Origin of the sequence: Streptococcus intestinihominis, from assembly GCF_046824975.1 — a bacterium.
GTDB lineage: Bacteria > Bacillota > Bacilli > Lactobacillales > Streptococcaceae > Streptococcus.
In genome coordinates this window covers 159,663-178,777 of record NZ_JBKQBL010000003.1, presented here as the reverse complement: position 1 = coordinate 178,777, position 19,115 = coordinate 159,663, and the positions used below count along the sequence as shown (strand labels likewise).

The following is a 19,115-nucleotide window of genomic DNA, read 5'->3' as shown; positions in this document are numbered from 1 at the left end:
CTCGCTTGATTGTCATTGCGGAAGGAAAACTGGATAGCAAACGAAGAATTGTCAAGCTCTTAAAAAGGGATGCCCAGTTGCTGGAAGCGACTGAATTAAAAGAGCAGGAGTTGCGTGCCCATTTCACGGAAGAGATCAAGTCTTTGGGACTAGCGATTGATTCACAAGCCTTCGACCAACTTTTGATCAAATCTGGCTTTGATTTTAGTGAGATTCAGAAAAACTTGGAGTTTCTTAAAACCTACAAGGGAGCTTCAAGCATTACCATCTCAGATATAGAAGAGGCTATTCCAAAGACACTCCAGGATAATCTGTTTGATCTGATCCAGATGATTTTAAAGAAAGAAATAGATTCCGCCCGCAGTTTGGTCAAGGACCTTCGGCTGCAAGGAGAGGATGAAATCAAGCTTTTGGCCATTTTATTGAGTCAGTTCCGCATCTACACACAGGTCAAGCTGTTGAAGCAAGAGGGACGAACAGAATCCCAAATCGTTTCAGACCTATCAGAGCTGACCGGTCGCAAAGTAAATCCCTATCAAGTCAAATTTGCCCTAAGAGATAGTAGAGGGATTTCTCTAGCTTATTTGGAGCAGGCGATTTGTCTTTTGATTGATACCGACTTCCAAATGAAATCGGGAACTTATGAGAAAGATTATCTATTTGATTTGGCTGTACTAAAGCTAGCTAACCCATCTGTGTAAGCAGAATAGTTGAATAAATTGGATGATTGCGTTATCATTTTTATATACATAAAGAAATAGAGGTATTTTCCATGGCAATTATTTTACCAGATCTTCCGTACGCATACGATGCATTGGAACCATACATTGATGCTGAAACAATGCACTTGCACCATGATAAACACCATCAAACTTACGTAAACAATGCAAATGCAGCTCTTGAAAAACACCCTGAAATTGGTGAAGACCTTGAAGCTTTGTTGGCAGATGTAGAATCGATCCCAGCTGATATCCGCCAAGCGCTTATCAACAACGGTGGTGGACACTTGAACCACGCGCTTTTCTGGGAATTGATGACTCCTGAAAAGACAGCTCCTTCAGCAGAACTTGCAGCAGCAATCGATGAAGCCTTCGGTTCATTCGAAGAATTCCAAGCAGCTTTCACTGCAGCAGCAACCACTCGTTTCGGTTCTGGATGGGCATGGTTGGTTGTGAACAAAGAAGGGAAGCTTGAAGTGACTTCAACAGCTAACCAAGACACACCAATCTCAGAAGGGAAGAAACCAATCTTGGGCTTGGACGTTTGGGAACATGCCTACTATGTGAAATACCGCAACGTTCGTCCTGACTACATCAAAGCTTTCTTCTCAGTGATTAACTGGAACAAAGTAGACGAGCTTTATGCAGCAGCTAAATAAGCTTTCATAATAAAAAAAGTTTGAATCAAGAGGTCACTTAAAGGAGCCCCTCGATTCAGGCTTTTTATTTTTAGAATTACTCAAAGTAGAGTAAAATGATTCTCCTGTTTTGGGAGGGATATTTCTTGCGTTTATACCTGAAAATGATACACTAGAAGAGTATGTGAAAGTGAGGAGAAAGGCTTCCTACATAAGAAAGAAGCCGTGTCACTTTTTCTGAAAAAAACTGTACCTCAACAAAAGGGAGAATGAAAATGATAAGTATTACGATTACAAAAGGAGCAGTGGATACGCCACTTTATCTAAAAATGCTCAACCGCCACGGGTTAATTGCAGGGGCTACTGGTACAGGGAAAACCGTGACCCTAAAAGTCATAACTGAAAAATTAAGTCAGCAAGGGATTCCGGTGTTTCTAGCGGATATCAAGGGAGATCTTTCAGGTCTTGCCAAAGCAGGACAATGGACGCCAAAGATGGAAGAACGCTATAAACTACTTGGTATTACAGATCCTTTTGAACCGCAAGCTTTTCCAGTTCGCTTATGGGATGTCTTTGGTCAAGCAGGACATCCGGTCCGTGCAACGATTGAAGGAATGGGCTCTCTTTTGCTAGCGCGCTTGTTGGACCTCAACGAAACACAAACAGGGATTTTGGCCATCGTCTTTAAATTAGCTAAAGAAAAAAATTGGCCTTTGATTGATCTGAAGGATTTACAGAGTCTTTTGAAGGAAGTCTATGACCATGCTTCAGACTATTCCGCTCAATATGGCAATATCAGTAAACAATCAGTGGGAGCTATTCAACGAAGCTTGTTAGTGCTAGAGCAAGAGGGGGCAGATCAATTCTTCGGAGAGCCAGCCTTGGACCTTCAAGATTTTATGCAATTGGACAGCAGTGGACGAGGATACATCAACATTCTATCAGCGACTCGTCTTTTCAACTCCCCTAAGCTCTATTCAACCTTCCTGATCTGGATGTTGTCTCGTCTGTTCGAGACCTTACCAGAAGTTGGAGATCTAGAAAAACCGAAATTTGTCTTCTTCTTTGATGAAGCCCACCTCTTGTTTAATGATGCGAGCAAGCTCTTCCTGGAAAAAGTTGAGCAAGTCGTTCGCCTTATCCGGTCTAAAGGAGTGGGGATCTACTTTATTACACAGAATCCTCAAGATCTTCCTGAGTCTGTATTGGCTCAGCTTGGGAATCGTGTCCAACATGCCTTGCGTGCCTATACGCCAAAAGAAATGAAGGCCATCAAGGTTGCTGCTCAAAGCTTCCGACCAAACCCAGAATTTGATACGGAAACTGTCTTGACGGAGTTGGGAACAGGGGAAGCTCTCGTTTCCTTCCTAAATGAAAAGGGGCAACCAAGTGTGGTTGAACGCTCCTATATTTTGTCTCCACAATCGAGCTTTGATTTGTTAAACGAGAGTGAACAGTTGGCCTTGATTACCAGCTCTCCTTTCCATCAAAAATATGCTGTTCGAGTAGACAATGAATCAGCTTATGAAAAATTGACTGAAAAATCTGCTAGAGAAGAGAAGGAAAAGGAGCGAGAAGAGGAAGATAAAGCAAGAGTTGCAGAAGAGAAGGCCAGTCAAAAACGGAGTCCGGGCCGTCCGCGGAAATCTAGTTTAGAAAAGGCCAAAGATTCCTTTATCAGTTCCTTGTTCCGTACCATTGCGCGTGAAGTGGCAAAACTGATCATGGGATCCTTTAAGAGGAAATAAGACAGTCAAAAGGGGATGGACTATTAGGAAAATGAAGAAGGATTGATCTGGAAATCGCTAAAAAATTTCTTCTAGAAGAAATCGTTTTCTGATCCGGAAACACCTTGTTATTTTAAAGAGAATCTTTTATAATTAACTTCATATGAAAAAAATATTTAATGTTCGATCGATCATGATTGTGTTGGGAATTTTACTATGTATAGGAGGAGTTGGAGCGTTAACTTACCTCCATCTTTATCAGGCTCCGGCCTCACCGCTTGCTCAAGAGGAAACGACAGCTCAACCAGTTGAGTCCAAGGAAGAGAAGCAGCCTCTCCAACCTCCTCGTGTCAAAACTCCTGAAGAAAAACAAGCTGTCATAGATCAAGATCGTGAAACCATGGAGAATTTAGGTCTTGTCTATGATTATGCCAATAAAGGCTTGGTAGAAGTTGTACAAGACTACATGGCTGAATATGGTATTGATCCTTCCCAAATCACCTTTACCTACAAAAATCCTGCGACAGGCCAACAGTTTTCAATGAATGAGTTGCAGCCGATGACAGCTGGAAGTACCTATAAACTCCCCCTCAATATGTTAGTCGTGGATGAAGTCGATGCAGGGAAATTAAATTTAACGGATGAATTTGATATTACCAATACTTACTACGAGTACCTTGGAGAGCACGATAATTATGTAGCTGCTTTCGGTGGTGCTATGACGATTCCAGATATGCAGCGGTATTCTCTTGTCTATTCAGAAAATACGCCGGCATATGCCTTGGCCGACCGCTTTGGTGGTATGGACAATGTTTACGGGAAGTATGAAAAATATGGGAAATCCCGTGCAGAAATAAAAACCATCAGTCCTGAAAACAAAACGACATCTGATTACTATATTCAAGTCTTAGACTATCTCTGGAATCATAAAGAAAAGTATGCGACCTTGCTAGAATTGATCGGAGAGTCCTTCCCAAATGAATACTACAAACGGTATTTACCAGATTTGATCATTCAGCAAAAACCTGGTTATGTAGCGGAAGCCCTCAATGTCGAAGCCATCGTTTACGAACAAACACCCTACCTCATCTCAATTTTTACAGCTGGTCTAGGGGGAACTACTCCAGAAAGTACGGAGATCAGTGGCTATGGTCTTCATTTACTTGGCCAACTCTGCTATGTGATCAATGAATGGCACCGTGTAAATGTCAATTAACGATTTAGAAGCTTTCCCAAAACAGTTTTGGGAAGGTTTTTTCTATGGAAAATATTGTTTTAATAGCTAAAATCCTGGTGACATTCTTTGAGGTCAGTAAATAAATATGATATAATAACTAAAGAACCTAAAGAAAGAATAGAAATGATTACAAAAGAAGATTATCAGTTGATTCGATCCCATCCAGCTTTCTCAGAAATTCCAGTTGAAAAATTCGATAAATTAGCTGTAGAAATCCATTATAGAGAAATTCCAAAGGGACAGATCCTATTTTTTGCTGGTGATAAGCGCGATCGTATCTTTTTAGTGGTGGAAGGCTATGTCCGCATTGAGGAGTTTGATTCTTCAGACACCTTCTCGTATATGGATTACATTAAAGAAGGAGCTGTCTTCCCATACGGTGGTATGTTTACAGATTCAACTTATCACTATACAGCCACTTCCATGACAACCGTAAAATACTTCAGTATTCCTGTTCAGCTTTATGAGGAAATTGTCCAGTCCAGTATGGAACAAGTTCTCTTCATTACGAGAAAACTTTCAAAAATTCTGGAGTTCCAGGAGTTGCGGCTTCGTAATGTGGTCGCAGCCAGTGCCAGTGATCGTGTGATTCAATCCCTAGCTCTACTCTGTAAGGATTATCAAAAGTTTGGTCCAACCATCCCTTTTCCAATGAGCATGAAAGAGTTGGCTAGATTAGCTGCGACGACGAGGGAAACCGTCAATCAAGTGTTAAAGAAGCTCCTAGAAGAGGAGAGAATCGAGTACAAGCATAAGAAATTAACTTTTCTTGATCTTCCATTCTTTTTAGATAGTTTTGAAGAAGCCTAGTAGGGCTTCTTTTGGATTGAAGATAAAGTCTTCTGAAAAACTTTCCTTAGGTGAGTACGGACGTCAGCGAACTTCTACGAAGTTCCATGACTTAGTTTTGAACCTAAGGTTTCAAAACTCCCGAGTGCTTGAAATAATCATGTTTCAAGCACTTTTCTCACGGCGGAAAGTTTTTAAACTTCTTAAATGAAAAAATAATAAAAGTCATTTTTTGAAAATCATCTAGGTGTTTTATGTAAAATAAACTTTGTCTACATTCAAGAAGAAGCCTAGTAGGGCTTCTTTTATTTTCTGTCAAAATCGTTAAAAAGTTTCAAAAATCAAATAAAAAAATATTTACTCACAAAAAGAATATATTTAGCAAAATATCCAAAGAAAGCGGTTCATTTTTCATAAAACGAGGGTAATATTTAAAAAAGTGTCAAATTCTTGGCATTCGTAATGGAAGATTGGTTGTGAAAGCGGTACCAATTGGTGATAAAATGAAACACGTAAACGGGATTAGCTAAGCTAAACCGCAAGAAAAAAGGAGGACTATAGATGTCTACACACCCAATTCATGTTTTCTCAGAAATTGGAAAACTGAAAAAAGTTTGTTTGCACCGTCCAGGTAAAGAGTTGGAAAACTTGATGCCTGACTATCTTGAACGTCTTCTTTTTGATGATATTCCATTCTTGGAAGATGCTCAAAAAGAACACGACGCATTTGCTGAAGCACTTCGTAACGAAGGAATCGAAGTACTTTATCTTGAGCAGTTGGCTGCTGAATCATTGACTTCTCCAGAAATTCGTGATCAGTTCATCGAAGAATACCTTGAAGAAGCAAACATTCGTGGACGCCAAACAAAAGTTGCGATCCGTGAATTGCTTCACAGCATTGAAGACAACCAAGAATTGGTTGAAAAAACAATGGCAGGGGTTCAAAAAGCTGAACTTCCAGAAATTCCTGAAGAAGCAAAAGGATTGACAGACCTTGTTGAATCTGACTATCCATTTGCAATCGACCCAATGCCAAACTTGTACTTCACACGTGACCCATTTGCTACAATTGGTAATGCAGTATCATTGAACCACATGTACGCAGATACACGTAACCGTGAAACTTTGTATGGTAAATACATCTTCAAATACCACCCAGTTTACGGTGGAAAAGTTGAACTTGTCTACAACCGTGAAGAAGATACTCGTATCGAAGGTGGAGATGAGTTGGTACTTTCTAAAGATGTATTGGCAGTTGGTATCTCACAACGTACAGATGCTGCATCAATCGAAAAATTGTTGGTAAACATCTTCAAGAAGAACGTTGGCTTCAAGAAAGTATTGGCCTTCGAATTTGCTAACAACCGTAAATTCATGCACTTGGATACAGTATTCACAATGGTGGACTACGATAAATTCACAATCCACCCTGAAATCCAAGGTAACCTTCGCGTCTTCTCTGTAACTTATGAAAACGAACAATTGAAGATCGTTGAAGAAAAAGGTGATTTGGCTGAATTGCTTGCTGAAAACCTTGGTGTAGAAAAAGTTACGTTGATTCCATGTGGAGATGGCAACATCGTTGCTGCTGCGCGTGAACAATGGAACGACGGATCAAATACTCTTACAATCGCACCTGGTGTGGTAGTTGTATACGACCGTAACACTGTTACCAACAAGAAATTAGAAGAATACGGACTTCGTTTGATCAAGATCCGCGGAAGTGAATTGGTTCGCGGTCGTGGTGGACCTCGTTGTATGTCAATGCCATTCGAACGTGAAGAAATCTAATCATCCTTCTACAGGTTAGACGGGCTCAGTGTCTAAACTGAGCCCTCTAAACTGATTGACAGGATCTTATCATGCATAATAAAAGGAGATAATTAATGACAACTTCAGTATTCCAAGGACGTAGCTTTTTAGCAGAAAAAGACTTTACACGTGCAGAGTTAGAATACCTTATCGGACTTTCAGCTCACTTGAAAGACCTTAAAAAACGCAACATCCAACACCACTACCTAGCTGGTAAAAACATTGCGCTTTTGTTTGAAAAAACTTCAACTCGTACTCGTGCAGCCTTCACTACTGCAGCCATCGACCTTGGTGCTCATCCAGAATACCTTGGTGCAAACGACATCCAACTTGGTAAAAAAGAATCTACAGAAGATACTGCTAAAGTTCTTGGACGTATGTTTGACGGTATTGAATTCCGTGGTTTCAGCCAACGTATGGTTGAAGAATTGGCTGAATTCTCAGGTGTTCCAGTATGGAATGGTTTGACTGACGAATGGCACCCAACTCAAATGCTTGCAGACTACTTGACTGTTCAAGAAAACTTTGGACGCCTTGAAGGTTTGACACTTGTGTACTGTGGTGACGGACGTAACAACGTTGCAAACAGCCTTCTTGTAACAGGTGCTATCCTTGGTGTGAACGTACACATCTTCTCACCAAAAGAACTCTTCCCAGAACAAGAAATTGTTGAATTGGCAGAAGGATTCGCAAAAGAAAGTGGCGCTCATATCTTGATCACTGAAGATGCTGACGAAGCTGTGAAAGGTGCAGATGTACTTTACACTGACGTTTGGGTATCTATGGGTGAAGAAGACAAATTTGCAGAACGCGTTGCCCTTTTGAAACCTTACCAAGTAAACATGGAATTGGTTAAGAAAGCTGATAACGAAGACTTGATCTTCTTGCACTGCTTGCCAGCTTTCCACGACACAAACACTGTTTATGGTAAAGATGTTGCTGAAAAATTCGGCGTAGAAGAAATGGAAGTTACTGACGAAGTGTTCCGCAGCAAATATGCTCGTCACTTTGACCAAGCTGAAAACCGTATGCACACAATCAAAGCGGTGATGGCAGCTACTCTTGGTAACTTGTACATTCCAAAAGTTTAAGACTTTATAACCGTATACCAACAGCTATAGGGGCTGGACTGCTAGCTTTAGTCCTGCCCCTATTTTTTATAGAAAGGGAAAACCTATGTCAAGAAAAATCGTCGTTGCTTTGGGAGGAAACGCCATCCTTTCATCTGATCCTTCTGCAAAAGCTCAACAAGAAGCACTTGTAGAAACAGCAAAACACTTAGTAAAATTAATCAAAAATGGGGATGACTTGATCATCACTCACGGAAATGGTCCTCAAGTAGGGAACCTCTTGCTCCAACATTTGGCAGCTGATTCTGAAAAGAACCCAGCTTTCCCATTGGATTCATTGGTTGCAATGACTGAAGGAAGCATTGGTTTCTGGCTTCAAAACGCTCTTCAAAATGCTCTTCTTGAAGAAGGAATTGAAAAGGATGTGGCTTCCGTTGTGACACAAGTCGTTGTGGATAAGAACGACCCAGCCTTTGTCAACCTCAGCAAACCAATCGGTCCATTCTACTCAGAAGAAGAAGCAAAAGCAGAAGCTGAAAAATCTGGAGCAACCTTCAAGGAAGATGCTGGTCGTGGCTGGCGTAAAGTTGTTGCTTCACCAAAACCAGTGGATATCAAAGAAATCAATACCATCCGTACCTTGTTGAACGACGGACAAGTCGTTGTTGCTGCTGGTGGTGGCGGTATCCCAGTTGTGAAAGAAGCAAATGGTAGTTTGACTGGTGTTGAAGCCGTTATCGACAAAGACTTTGCATCACAACGTTTGGCTGAGTTAGTAGAAGCAGACCTCTTCATCGTTTTGACCGGTGTAGACTATGTTTTTGTGAACTACAACAAACCAGACCAAGAAAAATTGGAACATGTTAATGTTGCTCAATTGGAAGAGTACATCAAACAAGATCAATTTGCACCAGGAAGCATGCTTCCTAAAGTAGAAGCTGCGATTGCCTTTGTAAATGGTCGTCCAGAAGGAAAAGCAGTCATCACTTCACTTGAAAACCTTGGCGCTTTGATTGAGTCTGAAAGTGGAACGATTATCGTAAAAGACTAATTCATATACATGAGTGAGGGGAGTGAACCCCATATTTACAGGAGTTTGTACAAAGTTCCTCCCCTCGTTTTTTCTAAAAAAGTTTAGGAAAAACTAGTTTTTTAATCTTAAATATGATAAAATAAACATATAGGTAAGCGCTTTCTAAAAGTTTAACCTTTTGAAAGACTCACTCAAACTTTGTTGCGTTAGGAGGATAAACAAATGAGTGAAAAAGCGAAAAAAGGGTTTAAGATGCCTTCATCTTATACCGTATTGTTAATCATCATTGCGTTTATGGCAGTGATGACTTGGATTATCCCAGCAGGGGCTTTTGTCGATGGTGTGTATAAATCACAACCTCAAAACCCTCAAGGTATCTGGGATGTCTTGATGGCACCGATTCGTGCTATGCTAGGAACTACTCCTGAAGAAGGATCTTTGATTAAAGGAACTAGTGCAGCGATCGACGTAGCCTTCTTCATCTTGATGGTTGGTGGTTTCCTTGGTGTAGTCAATGAAACTGGTATGCTAGACACTGGTATTGCTTCTATCGTGAAGAAATACAAGGGTCGCGAAAAAATGTTGATTTTGGTTCTTATGCCTTTGTTTGCCCTTGGTGGTACAACTTATGGTATGGGTGAAGAAACCATGGCCTTCTATCCTCTCCTTGTGCCAGTTATGATGGCCGTTGGATTTGATAGCTTGACTGGGGTAGCCATTATCTTGCTCGGTTCACAGATTGGATGTTTGGCGTCTACCTTGAACCCATTCGCGACAGGTATCGCATCTTCAACTGCAGGTGTTGGTCTTGGTGAAGGGATCATCCTTCGTTTGATCTTCTGGGTTGTCTTGACTGGTCTTAGCACTTGGTTTGTATACAAGTATGCAGATAAGATCCAAAAAGACCCAACCAAATCTCTCACTTATGCAACTCGTGAAGAAGATATGAAATTCTTCAATGTTGGTGAAAATGAAGAAGAAGTCAACTCAACACTTACTAAGAAACAAAAACAAGTCTTTGTACTCTTTGTATTGACCTTCGTCTTGATGGTCTTGAGTTTCATTCCATGGGGTGACTTAGGTATTTCCTTCTTTGGAGACTTTAATACTTGGTTAACTAGTCTTCCAGTAGTTGGTAAGATTGTTGGTAGCTCAACTGCAGCCCTAGGTACTTGGTACTTCCCTGAAGGAGCAATGCTCTTCGCCTTTATGGGTATCTTGATTGGTATTGTCTACGGATTGAAAGAAGAACAAATCATTTCTTCATTTATGACTGGTGCAGCTGACTTGCTCAGCGTAGCCTTGATCGTAGCGATCGCTCGTGGTATCCAAGTTATCATGAACAATGGTATGATTACAGATACGATCCTTAACTGGGGTAAACAAGGACTCAGTGGTCTATCTTCTCAAGTCTTCATCGTCTTGACTTATATCTTCTACTTGCCAATGTCATTCTTGATCCCATCTTCATCTGGTCTTGCCAGTGCGACAATGGGTATCATGGCTCCATTGGGAGAATTCGTCAATGTACGTCCTAGCTTGATTATCACTGCCTACCAATCTGCATCTGGTGTCTTGAACTTGATCGCACCAACTTCTGGTATCGTAATGGGAGCTCTTGCTCTTGGACGTATCAACATTGCAACTTGGTGGAAATTCATGGCAAAACTTGTTGTTGCCGTTATTGTGATCACCATTGCCCTCCTTCTTCTCGGAACTTTCGTTCCATTCCTATAAGAAGTAAAGAGGTGATTCCATGAAAATTGAGATTACAAATCAAGTCAAAGATGACTTTCTAGCTTCATTAAAGACTCTGATTTCTTATCCTTCGGTTTTAAACGAAGGCGAAAATGGAACACCGTTTGGACAAGCTATCCAAGATGTCCTTGAGAAAACGTTAGAAATTGCTCAAGAAATGGGCTTTCAAACCTATCTAGATCCTGAAGGATACTATGGATATGCAGAGATCGGTCAGGGGGAAGAACTCCTGGCCGTTCTTTGTCACTTGGATGTTGTTCCAGCCGGTGATTTAGAAGATTGGCAAACGCCACCTTTTGATGCGACTCTGAAAGATGGATGGTTGATTGGACGTGGAGTGCAAGATGATAAGGGACCATCGCTTGCGGCGCTTTACGCAGTTAAGAGTCTGCTTGACCAAGGAGTTGTCTTTACCAAACGGATCCGCTTTATATTTGGTACGGACGAGGAAACTCTCTGGCGCTGTATGAACCGCTACAATCAGATAGAAGAAAAAGCAGATCTTGGCTTTGCTCCAGATTCGTCCTTCCCATTAACCTATGCTGAAAAAGGCTTGCTTCAAGTCAAGCTCCATGGACCAGGCTGGGAGGATCATCCCCTACAAGCTGGTCGTGCTCTCAATGTGGTGCCAGATAAGGCAACTTATAAGGGTGACCGCTTAGAGGAACTCTTACCAGTCATCGAGCAAAGTGGTGTGAAGTATTCAGAAGAAGCAGGAGCAGTAACCGTTCTTGGTCTATCTAAACACTCCAAGGATGCGGCTGAGGGTGTCAATGCCATTGTAGGCTTAGCGGAAAGTCTTTCCTTGATCCAGCCTCATCCAGCCCTTCTCTTTATCGCAGATGCCGTTGGGGAAGATGCGACTGGAGCAGCTCTCTTTGGTGAAATCAAAGATGAACCAAGTGGTGCTCTTTCCTTCAATATTGCAACCCTCTCCATTGATGAACAGCAATCTGAAATCGGGATTGATATTCGGATCCCTGTCTTAGCGGATAAGGAGGCCTTGGTAAAACGTTTAAGTGAGGTGGCAGCTAGCTATCAACTTCAGTATGAAGAGTTTGATTATGTAGCTCCACTATACGTCCCACTAGACAGTCCATTGGTGAGTACTCTGATGGCGGTCTACCAAGAAGAAACGGGGGATCAGACCCCAGCTATGTCCTCAGGGGGAGCGACTTTTGCTCGAACTATGGAAAATTGTGTGGCTTATGGGGCCCTCTTCCCTGATGCTCTCCAAACAGAGCACCAAGCGAATGAACGAGCTAAACTGGATGATTTATATCGTGCAATGGAAATCTATGCAGAGACCATTCGACGATTAGCAGCCAAGGAAGCTTAATAGAGATTAGAAAAAGCTTAGATGGTCAGACCATCTAAGCTTTCTTTTATTTGCTAAAGAAGAAGGGAGGAGTGAATTCTTTCAATTTTTCAAAGCAGTCCAAGGCCCCCTGATTGTCTTCACAAATGATAAGGCAGACGTCATCTCCGCAGACGGTTGCAACAATTTGCGGCAATTCAAGGGCATCTAAGATGGCCCCGAAGGACTGGGCCAGACCAGGTAGAGTTTTGACGACTACTTGGTTTTGGACGGGACGAAGCATGACAAGGGCATCTTCCATATAAAAACGCAGTCGGTTTTCCCAACGAGATGGGGCAATGCTATTGATGGCATAATAAGAGCTATCCCCTTCGTTAATTTTTACTAGATTCAAGGATTTGACATCTCTTGAGAGAGTGGACTGGGTCACGATGATGCCGTTCGCTTCCAGGCTGTCCTGCAATTCTTGTTGGGTTCGAATTTTCTTTTCTGAAATAATGGACCGGATCAGGCGGTGGCGACTTTCGATCTTATTCATTAGGGGCTCTCCTTATTTGATAAACATAGCATCTCCAAAGCTAAAGAAACGGTAGCCTTGGTCGATGGCGTGTTGATAAGCGTCCAGAGTGAGTTCTCGACCTGCGAAGGCAGAAACGAGCATGACTAAGGTTGATTTTGGTAAGTGGAAGTTGGTTGAAAAGGCGTCGACAACCTGCCACTGATAGCCTGGTTTGATAAAGATATTGGTCCAACCAGAGTCAGCTTGTAACTCTCCATTAAACTTATTTCCAATTGTTTCTAAGGTTCGGATAGAAGTGGTTCCAACGGCAACGATTCGGTGTCCACTTGCTTTGACTTGTCGAAGAGTTTGGGCGGCTTCTTCAGAGAGTTGATAAAACTCGGAATGCATCTCATGTTGGTCTAGATTATCGACGGATACAGGACGGAAGGTTCCCAGTCCGACATGAAGGGTTAGATAAACCAAGTGAACCCCTTTGTCTTCGATCTTTTGTAAGAGCTCTGGTGTGAAATGGAGGCCAGCTGTAGGAGCTGCGGCAGATCCATTTTCTTTGGCATAGACCGTCTGGTAACGTTCCTGATCTTCTAATTTTTCATGGATGTAAGGTGGTAGGGGCATTTCTCCTAAACTTTCCAAGACTTCAAGGAAAATCCCTTGGTAAGAAAACTCTACGATACAACCTCCGTGTTCTAACTTCTTGATCAGAGTTGCTTGGAGACGTCCATCACCAAAGCTGACGACCCCACCCTCTTTGAGACGTTTGGCAGGTTTAGCAAGAACCTCCCATTGATCGCCCTCAATATTTTTTAAGAGAAGAAGCTCCACATGCCCTCCTGTATCCGGTTTGACCCCATGGAGACGAGCCGGAAGGACACGGGTATTGTTCATAACCAAAGCATCCCCTGGTTCTAATTCATTGATAATGGCGTCAAAATGCTGGTCTTCCATCTGACCTGTTTGTCGATTGAGGATTAGTAGTTTTGAGGCATCGCGCTTCTCTAGTGGAGTTTGCGCAATTAACTCCTCGGGGAGGTGGAAATCAAAGTCATTCGTGTTCATGTTCTCTCCTTGTATCTAAATTCTTCTATTTCTTACATTTAACCTTCCCCATTATATCATGAAATAAGAGTGAAACAAAGGAAATCACTAGCCGAATTTTAAAGGGATGAAGGTAAAAAATCCTTTTCTAACATCAAGAAAGCGCTTGACAAAAATTGGTCTATACCATATAATGAATATAAGAAATAAGCGGAGGATTTATCATGAAAGTTATTGAAGTAGCTAATCAAATCGAAGGAGGGCAGGTTGCTTTTGACCTGTTAAAAGAAAAGTTAGAGCAAGGTGCCAAAACTCTGGGGCTTGCGACTGGAAGCAGTCCACTTGAATTTTATAAATTGATTCGGGAGAGTGATTTGGATTTCTCAGACATGGTCAGTGTCAACTTGGATGAGTATGTCGGCTTGACGGGAGAAGATCCTCAATCCTATCGTTACTTTATGCAGGAAAATTTATTCAATGAGAAACCGTTTAAAGTTAGCTATCTTCCAAAAGGAAACGAAGATACTGCAGAAGAAGAAACAGCTCATTACAATGAAATTTTGGCCCAACATCCAGTAGATCTGCAAATTCTAGGGATCGGTCGCAACGGCCACATTGGTTTTAACGAACCAGGCACCCCGTTTGACAGCCAAACGCATTTGGTCCATTTGGATCAATCAACGATTGAAGCCAACGCTCGCTTCTTTGAAAAAATTGAAGATGTGCCAACTCAAGCCATCTCCATGGGGATCGCGAACATTCTCGCTGCCAAGTCTATCATTCTCTTTGCCTATGGAGAATCAAAAGCAGAAGCGATTGCAGGAATGGTCAATGGTCCAAAAACAGAGAGTTTACCAGCGAGTGCCCTTCAAGGTCATCCAGATGTCGTGATTATTGCAGACCAAGCAGCCTTGAGCCTACTGTAACCAGTTGAAAAAGAGAGACCTATCTGAAATATCCTGAAAGATAGGTTTTTTTATAGAGTGAAGTATGGTACAATAAGATAAAATTCTATATTTGAGGAAAATATATTTTGAAAAAGAAGTTGCTCGTTTTAGGAATCGTCATACTATCTCTAATCCGGCCTCTGTCGATCGCGGCGGATGAGCTAGTGGATATGGCGCAAAAAATGTACCCAAATGATCATGTGCAGGCCTATAACCGACCAAGGTCCTCTCTCGTCATCGATGCGAATACCGGGGATGTTTTGTGGAGAGACAATATTGATGAAGTGCGGGATCCAGCAAGTATGAGTAAGCTCATGACTCTGTATCTGCTCTTCGAAACCATGAAAGAGGGGAAGATTACCAAAGATACGGTTGTCACTGCAACGGCTGCGGATCAATCCATGTCAAAAATCTATGAGATTTCCAACAATAACATCGTTGCAGGAGTGGACTATACAGTCTCTGAATTGATTACCATGACGGCTGTTCCATCCTCCAATGTGGCTACGATCATGTTGGCCAATCTCCTTTCTAACCACGATGCGGATGCCTTTATTCAGCGGATGAACGAAAAGTCCAAGGAGTTGGGGATGACCAATACCATTTGGAACAATCCTAGTGGAGCGGCCATTTCAACCTTCCGAGGTTTGTATACCAGTTATAACTATCCAAATGATGCGGCCAACCAGACAACTGCAAGAGATTTGGCGATTCTCGTCTATCATTTCGTGAAAGAATATCCTGAGATCCTTAGTTATACCAATCAGGCTAAGGTGACCGTAAAACAAGGAACACCTTATGAGGAGACTTTTGATACCTATAACTATTCCTTGCCAGGAGCAAGATATGCTCTTGAAGGAGTAGATGGTCTGAAGACAGGTTCGAGTCCACGTGGTGCCTTTAACTATATCGCAACCGCTAAACGGGGGGAGCAACGAATTATCTCCGTAGTCATGGGAGTTGGTGATTGGTCCGACCAGGATGGTGAATACTATCGACATCCATTTGGTAATGCCTTGATCGAAAAGGCTTTTGCTGATTATCGTTATAAGAAGTTGTTGGACAAGGGTGTTCAGACCATCGATGGAAAGACCTACACCCTAGATCAACCTTTTTATGCCACGGTCAAAAAGGGAGAAGAGAATCCAAAACTCGTTGTCAAAGATGGACAGGTTGAGGCGGATTCAGGCTTGATGACCCTATCAGAAAAGATTTCTGATGGACTTCCAGTCAAAGAAGGAGCAGTGAGTCAATCGGATTCCCAAAGTACGGTGGCCCCAGCTAGAGAGAAATCCTTCCATTTTCCTCTTGAAAGCCTGGTCATTCTGATTCCAATTTTCATTCTTGCTATGATTCTGTATTTAGAAAGAGCTCATCGCAAAGAACGGGCGCGCAAGGCTCAGGATCGCTACAAAAAATAACTGATCAAAACTCAACTGAAATCCAGTTGGGTTTTGTCATTGCCTTTTATTTCTCATGTTGAAAGGAAACTTATGAAAGCATTTCGAAATTCCTATCCTGCTTATTTATTTTTATATAGTTTTTACTTCATGTCGACGGCCCTCTTTACGACTTTAATCTCTGTTTATCTGATAGGCCAACAGTATTCAGCCAGTCAGGTCTCCAATTTGGTATCGACGGCCTTTTTCCTATCCATGCTTACCCAGCCCTTGTTTGGGTATATCAATGAACGGTTTGGTATTGTTAAAATCACGACTTTGAGCTTAGGAGTCCTCATGGCAGGAGTGGGTGGCTTTATCTGGGCCCCTAACTTCTTTTGGTTGACCATTTTTTATGGCTTGGTATTACTGTGTCTAAATGGGACGGCGCCCATGATGGAGATCTTAGCTACCCAGAGTCCTTATGCTTTTGGAAAAATCCGCGTTTGGGGGACGCTAGGATATGCTGCTGGAGCTCACCTAGCTGGTTGGCTCTATGCTCATCTTAGCCCTCAGTCGGTATACTATTGTGTATTGGTCACGATCCTTCTTAGTTTCTTTACTTTAGGGGCTATCCGTATTGATAAGACCAATCGGGTACAAAAAGAAGCTGTCTCGATCCGTCCTCTGCTCCATAATGGACCCTATCTCTTTTTCCTATTACTGATGGGGCTTGTGTCGGGCGTGGGAAATATTGGCCATACCTATATTCCAGCTCTCTTAATGGATAGTGGGCTCCCTGTTCAGATAGCGTCTACGGTTGTGGCCCTATCTGTCGTAGTAGAAGCGCCCCTCATCTTTTTCTCGGACCGTTTTATGGATCATTGGCCCCTGCGTCTCCTAATTTTGCTTCCTGTGGGGATTCTCTTGCTCCAGTATTTCATCTATGCTCTTCCGAGTCCGGTCTTCTTAAAAGTGCTGGTCACCCTCTTGGCCAAGCATACGACGGGGATGGTCTTGATCATGGTCTCCTTGCGTTTTATCTCCCAACAGGTGGATAAGAAAGATCTAGTCTTAGCCATGGCCCTCGTGCAGGGAGTGCGCTATCTTGGTACCATTCTCTTACAACCGCTAGCAGCTTTCTTTGTGGATCACGGTGGATTTTCAATGATGAGTTACTTCTTGGTGGCTGTCCTGGTCCTCGTCCTTCTACTAAGTCTCTTTTTAAAGATGCCAAAAGGAAAATCTCCAGGTCTCTTTGGGAACACGAAAGAGTAAAAGTTTAGGAAATAGAGTTTGTGAATAGAAGGACTTATGCTATAATGGAGAACGATGATGTTTATGAAAGAAATGAGAGAGAATGAAGTTTAAACGTGCCTTATTTGCGACACTTTCCCTTGCTTGCCTATGTTTCCCAATGCTAGCAAAGGCAGATGATCTATACCAACAAGAAGATATCATGTCGATCACAGAAAAATCAGGGACTTCGGTGGATGAATTTTTCCGCCCCAAGGCAGATATTGTCGTTGATGCTCACACAGGAGCGATTCTTTACGGAGATAATATTGATGCTCCTCGTGACTCCGGTAGTATGGCTAAATTGATGTCCGTCTACGTGCTTCTGAGAGCTATTAAAGAAGGGCAGCTGGATTATGATACCTTGATCACAGCGACAGATACGGATGTGATCATTTCTCAAAATCAGAAGTTGAGTAATAGTCCCATTGTGGCGGGGGCTCAATACAAGGTATCGACCCTCCTAAATATGATTTTTGTTCCTTCATCTAGTGCCGCTACCATCATGATTGCCAATAAGGTATCTGGAGGAGATCCAGATAGATTCTTGGATTTGATGAACCAGCGGGCCCAGGAAATTGGAATGACCAATACCAAGTGGAACAATCCTAATGGTGCCCCAACTGCAGTCTTAGATGGCTACTATAATCCGACCCGCTATGATCAACATGCTATTAACCAAACAACAGCAAGAGATATGTCTATTTTGGCCTATCACATAGTTAATGAGTTCCCTGAAATTCTCAACTATACTAAAAATGCCAAGATAACACTCTTCCAAGGGACAGATTATGAAGAAACCCATGAAAATTACAATTATTCCTTGGAAGGTGGAAGATATTCTCTAAAGGGAGCGGATGGCCTAAAAACCGGCTCTAGTCCGACAGCAGATTATAATTACACCTTGACGGTTAATCGCGGAAATCAACGATTTGTTCAAGTCATTATGGGAGTTGGGCATTACGATGTGGAAATTGCAGAGAGCCTGCGCCACGTCATTGGAAATGCCCTGATTGAAAGACTCTATCAGGATTATGAGTACAAAGAGGTGCTGCCTGCAGGGGATCACACAATTCAGGGGCAAACCTATCACTTAGACAAACCCTTCTATGCTACAGTGAAAAGAGGTACCAATCCAGAGATCAGTGTTCAAAATGGCCAGCTACAAATTGCCAATGGCTTGCAAACTGTTTCTCCGTCCATTCAGCAAACGCAGTCTGTAAGCGCAGTAGAAGCGCCCCACCAGAAGACCACGAGTAGTCGTCAAAAAGGCTGGGATCCAATGTGGCTCTGTTGCTTCCTTCCCTTTATTTTCTTAAGAGTTTTCTTTAACATCAGATATAAGAGAAAATAAAAAGATTTCCAGATTTGGAAATCTTAAATTAAAGAAATAGTATTGCTTGAAACTTTCCTTAGGTGAGTACGGACGTCATGGAACTTCGAAGAAGTTCCATGACTTAGTTTTGGATCTAAGGATCCAAAACTCCCGAGTGCTAGAAACAAGAGTGTTTCTAGCACTTTTCTCACAGCGGAAAGTTTTTGTCCTTCTTAAATGCCTAAAAAATATAAGTCATTCTTTGATAATCATCCGACTATCTTATGTAAAAAATAGTTTATCTACATTCGAAGATGTCCAAATACGGAAATCTTTTTTTGTAGTGAACCAAATGAACATTTGCTTTCTGAGAGGAGAGAAGCAGTGCTAGAGCAGTTGTTCTCCTACATTTTCGGATTTGATTTCACAATCTATCATCAGTTAGTGATTGATTTGACTGTCAAATTATTTGATGATACAATGGTCTCGAATCAATATTAAAGGAGTAATCGAATGAAA

Annotated in this window: 16 protein-coding genes; 14 read left to right on the top strand and 2 right to left on the bottom strand. The window is 42.0% G+C overall.

Annotation, left to right across the window (positions count from 1 at the left end):
• From holA to ACLOR3_RS05945, 10 genes are all read left to right on the top strand, one after another.
• Nucleotides 1–701, top strand: a 701-nt coding sequence (gene holA / locus ACLOR3_RS05990) for a DNA polymerase III subunit delta (protein WP_412037071.1), incomplete at its 5' end; no start/stop codon positions are given.
• A 71-nt stretch (nt 702–772) separates the two neighbouring features.
• A complete protein-coding gene (gene sodA / locus ACLOR3_RS05985; protein WP_048689195.1) occupies nt 773–1,378 on the top strand; it encodes a superoxide dismutase SodA in 606 nt (201 codons plus the stop codon).
• Nucleotides 1,379–1,632: 254 nt separating this feature from the next.
• The gene (locus ACLOR3_RS05980) at nt 1,633–3,105 is read left to right on the top strand and encodes a helicase HerA-like domain-containing protein (RefSeq protein ID WP_129822239.1); all 1,473 of its coding nucleotides are present in this window, start codon (nt 1,633–1,635) and stop codon (nt 3,103–3,105) included.
• A gap of 142 nt (nt 3,106–3,247) precedes the next feature.
• The gene (locus ACLOR3_RS05975) at nt 3,248–4,300 is read left to right on the top strand and encodes a serine hydrolase (protein WP_129822238.1); all 1,053 of its coding nucleotides are present in this window, start codon (nt 3,248–3,250) and stop codon (nt 4,298–4,300) included.
• 144 nt (nt 4,301–4,444) lie between these two features.
• On the top strand, nt 4,445–5,131 hold the full coding sequence (locus ACLOR3_RS05970) for a Crp/Fnr family transcriptional regulator (RefSeq protein WP_061563760.1): 687 nt from the start codon (nt 4,445–4,447) through the stop codon (nt 5,129–5,131).
• Between the two features lie 540 nt (nt 5,132–5,671).
• The gene (arcA, locus tag ACLOR3_RS05965) at nt 5,672–6,901 is read left to right on the top strand and encodes an arginine deiminase (protein ID WP_009732527.1); all 1,230 of its coding nucleotides are present in this window, start codon (nt 5,672–5,674) and stop codon (nt 6,899–6,901) included.
• A gap of 95 nt (nt 6,902–6,996) precedes the next feature.
• Nucleotides 6,997–8,013 carry an ornithine carbamoyltransferase gene (argF, locus tag ACLOR3_RS05960; protein ID WP_023022690.1) on the top strand — a complete coding sequence of 339 codons (1,017 nt, stop codon included), beginning with the start codon at nt 6,997–6,999 and terminating at the stop codon, nt 8,011–8,013.
• 85 nt (nt 8,014–8,098) lie between these two features.
• Nucleotides 8,099–9,043 carry a carbamate kinase gene (gene arcC, locus ACLOR3_RS05955; RefSeq protein ID WP_048689208.1) on the top strand — a complete coding sequence of 315 codons (945 nt, stop codon included), beginning with the start codon at nt 8,099–8,101 and terminating at the stop codon, nt 9,041–9,043.
• A gap of 204 nt (nt 9,044–9,247) precedes the next feature.
• Entirely contained in the window at nt 9,248–10,762 is a 1,515-nt protein-coding gene (locus ACLOR3_RS05950) for a YfcC family protein (RefSeq protein ID WP_195324159.1), read from the top strand.
• Nucleotides 10,763–10,781: 19 nt separating this feature from the next.
• Nucleotides 10,782–12,122 (top strand): dipeptidase, encoded by a 1,341-nt coding sequence (locus tag ACLOR3_RS05945; protein ID WP_411400537.1) that lies wholly within the window; start codon nt 10,782–10,784, stop codon nt 12,120–12,122.
• Nucleotides 12,123–12,168: 46 nt separating this feature from the next.
• On the opposite strand, the gene ACLOR3_RS05940 is transcribed toward ACLOR3_RS05945, so the two are convergent.
• Both ACLOR3_RS05940 and queA read right to left on the bottom strand, forming a co-directional pair.
• Nucleotides 12,169–12,639, bottom strand: a complete 471-nt coding sequence (locus ACLOR3_RS05940) for an arginine repressor (protein ID WP_048689219.1) — start codon at nt 12,637–12,639, stop codon at nt 12,169–12,171.
• A gap of 12 nt (nt 12,640–12,651) precedes the next feature.
• Nucleotides 12,652–13,680 (bottom strand): tRNA preQ1(34) S-adenosylmethionine ribosyltransferase-isomerase QueA, encoded by a 1,029-nt coding sequence (gene queA / locus ACLOR3_RS05935; protein ID WP_023026605.1) that lies wholly within the window; start codon nt 13,678–13,680, stop codon nt 12,652–12,654.
• A 203-nt stretch (nt 13,681–13,883) separates the two neighbouring features.
• Here queA and ACLOR3_RS05930 point away from each other — a divergent pair, with 203 nt between their 5' ends.
• The 4 genes from ACLOR3_RS05930 to ACLOR3_RS05915 all read left to right on the top strand — a co-directional run bounded on the left by ACLOR3_RS05930 (nt 13,884) and on the right by ACLOR3_RS05915 (nt 18,635).
• The gene (locus ACLOR3_RS05930) at nt 13,884–14,585 is read left to right on the top strand and encodes a glucosamine-6-phosphate deaminase (RefSeq protein WP_195550157.1); all 702 of its coding nucleotides are present in this window, start codon (nt 13,884–13,886) and stop codon (nt 14,583–14,585) included.
• A 107-nt stretch (nt 14,586–14,692) separates the two neighbouring features.
• Nucleotides 14,693–16,027: a DUF1958 domain-containing protein gene (locus ACLOR3_RS05925; protein ID WP_411400534.1), complete on the top strand. Its 1,335-nt coding sequence runs from the start codon at nt 14,693–14,695 to the stop codon at nt 16,025–16,027.
• A 72-nt stretch (nt 16,028–16,099) separates the two neighbouring features.
• Nucleotides 16,100–17,263, top strand: a complete 1,164-nt coding sequence (locus tag ACLOR3_RS05920) for an MFS transporter (RefSeq protein WP_411400532.1) — start codon at nt 16,100–16,102, stop codon at nt 17,261–17,263.
• An 82-nt stretch (nt 17,264–17,345) separates the two neighbouring features.
• Nucleotides 17,346–18,635, top strand: a complete 1,290-nt coding sequence (locus ACLOR3_RS05915; protein WP_411400530.1) for a DUF1958 domain-containing protein — start codon at nt 17,346–17,348, stop codon at nt 18,633–18,635.
• Nucleotides 18,636–19,115: the final 480 nt, after the last annotated feature.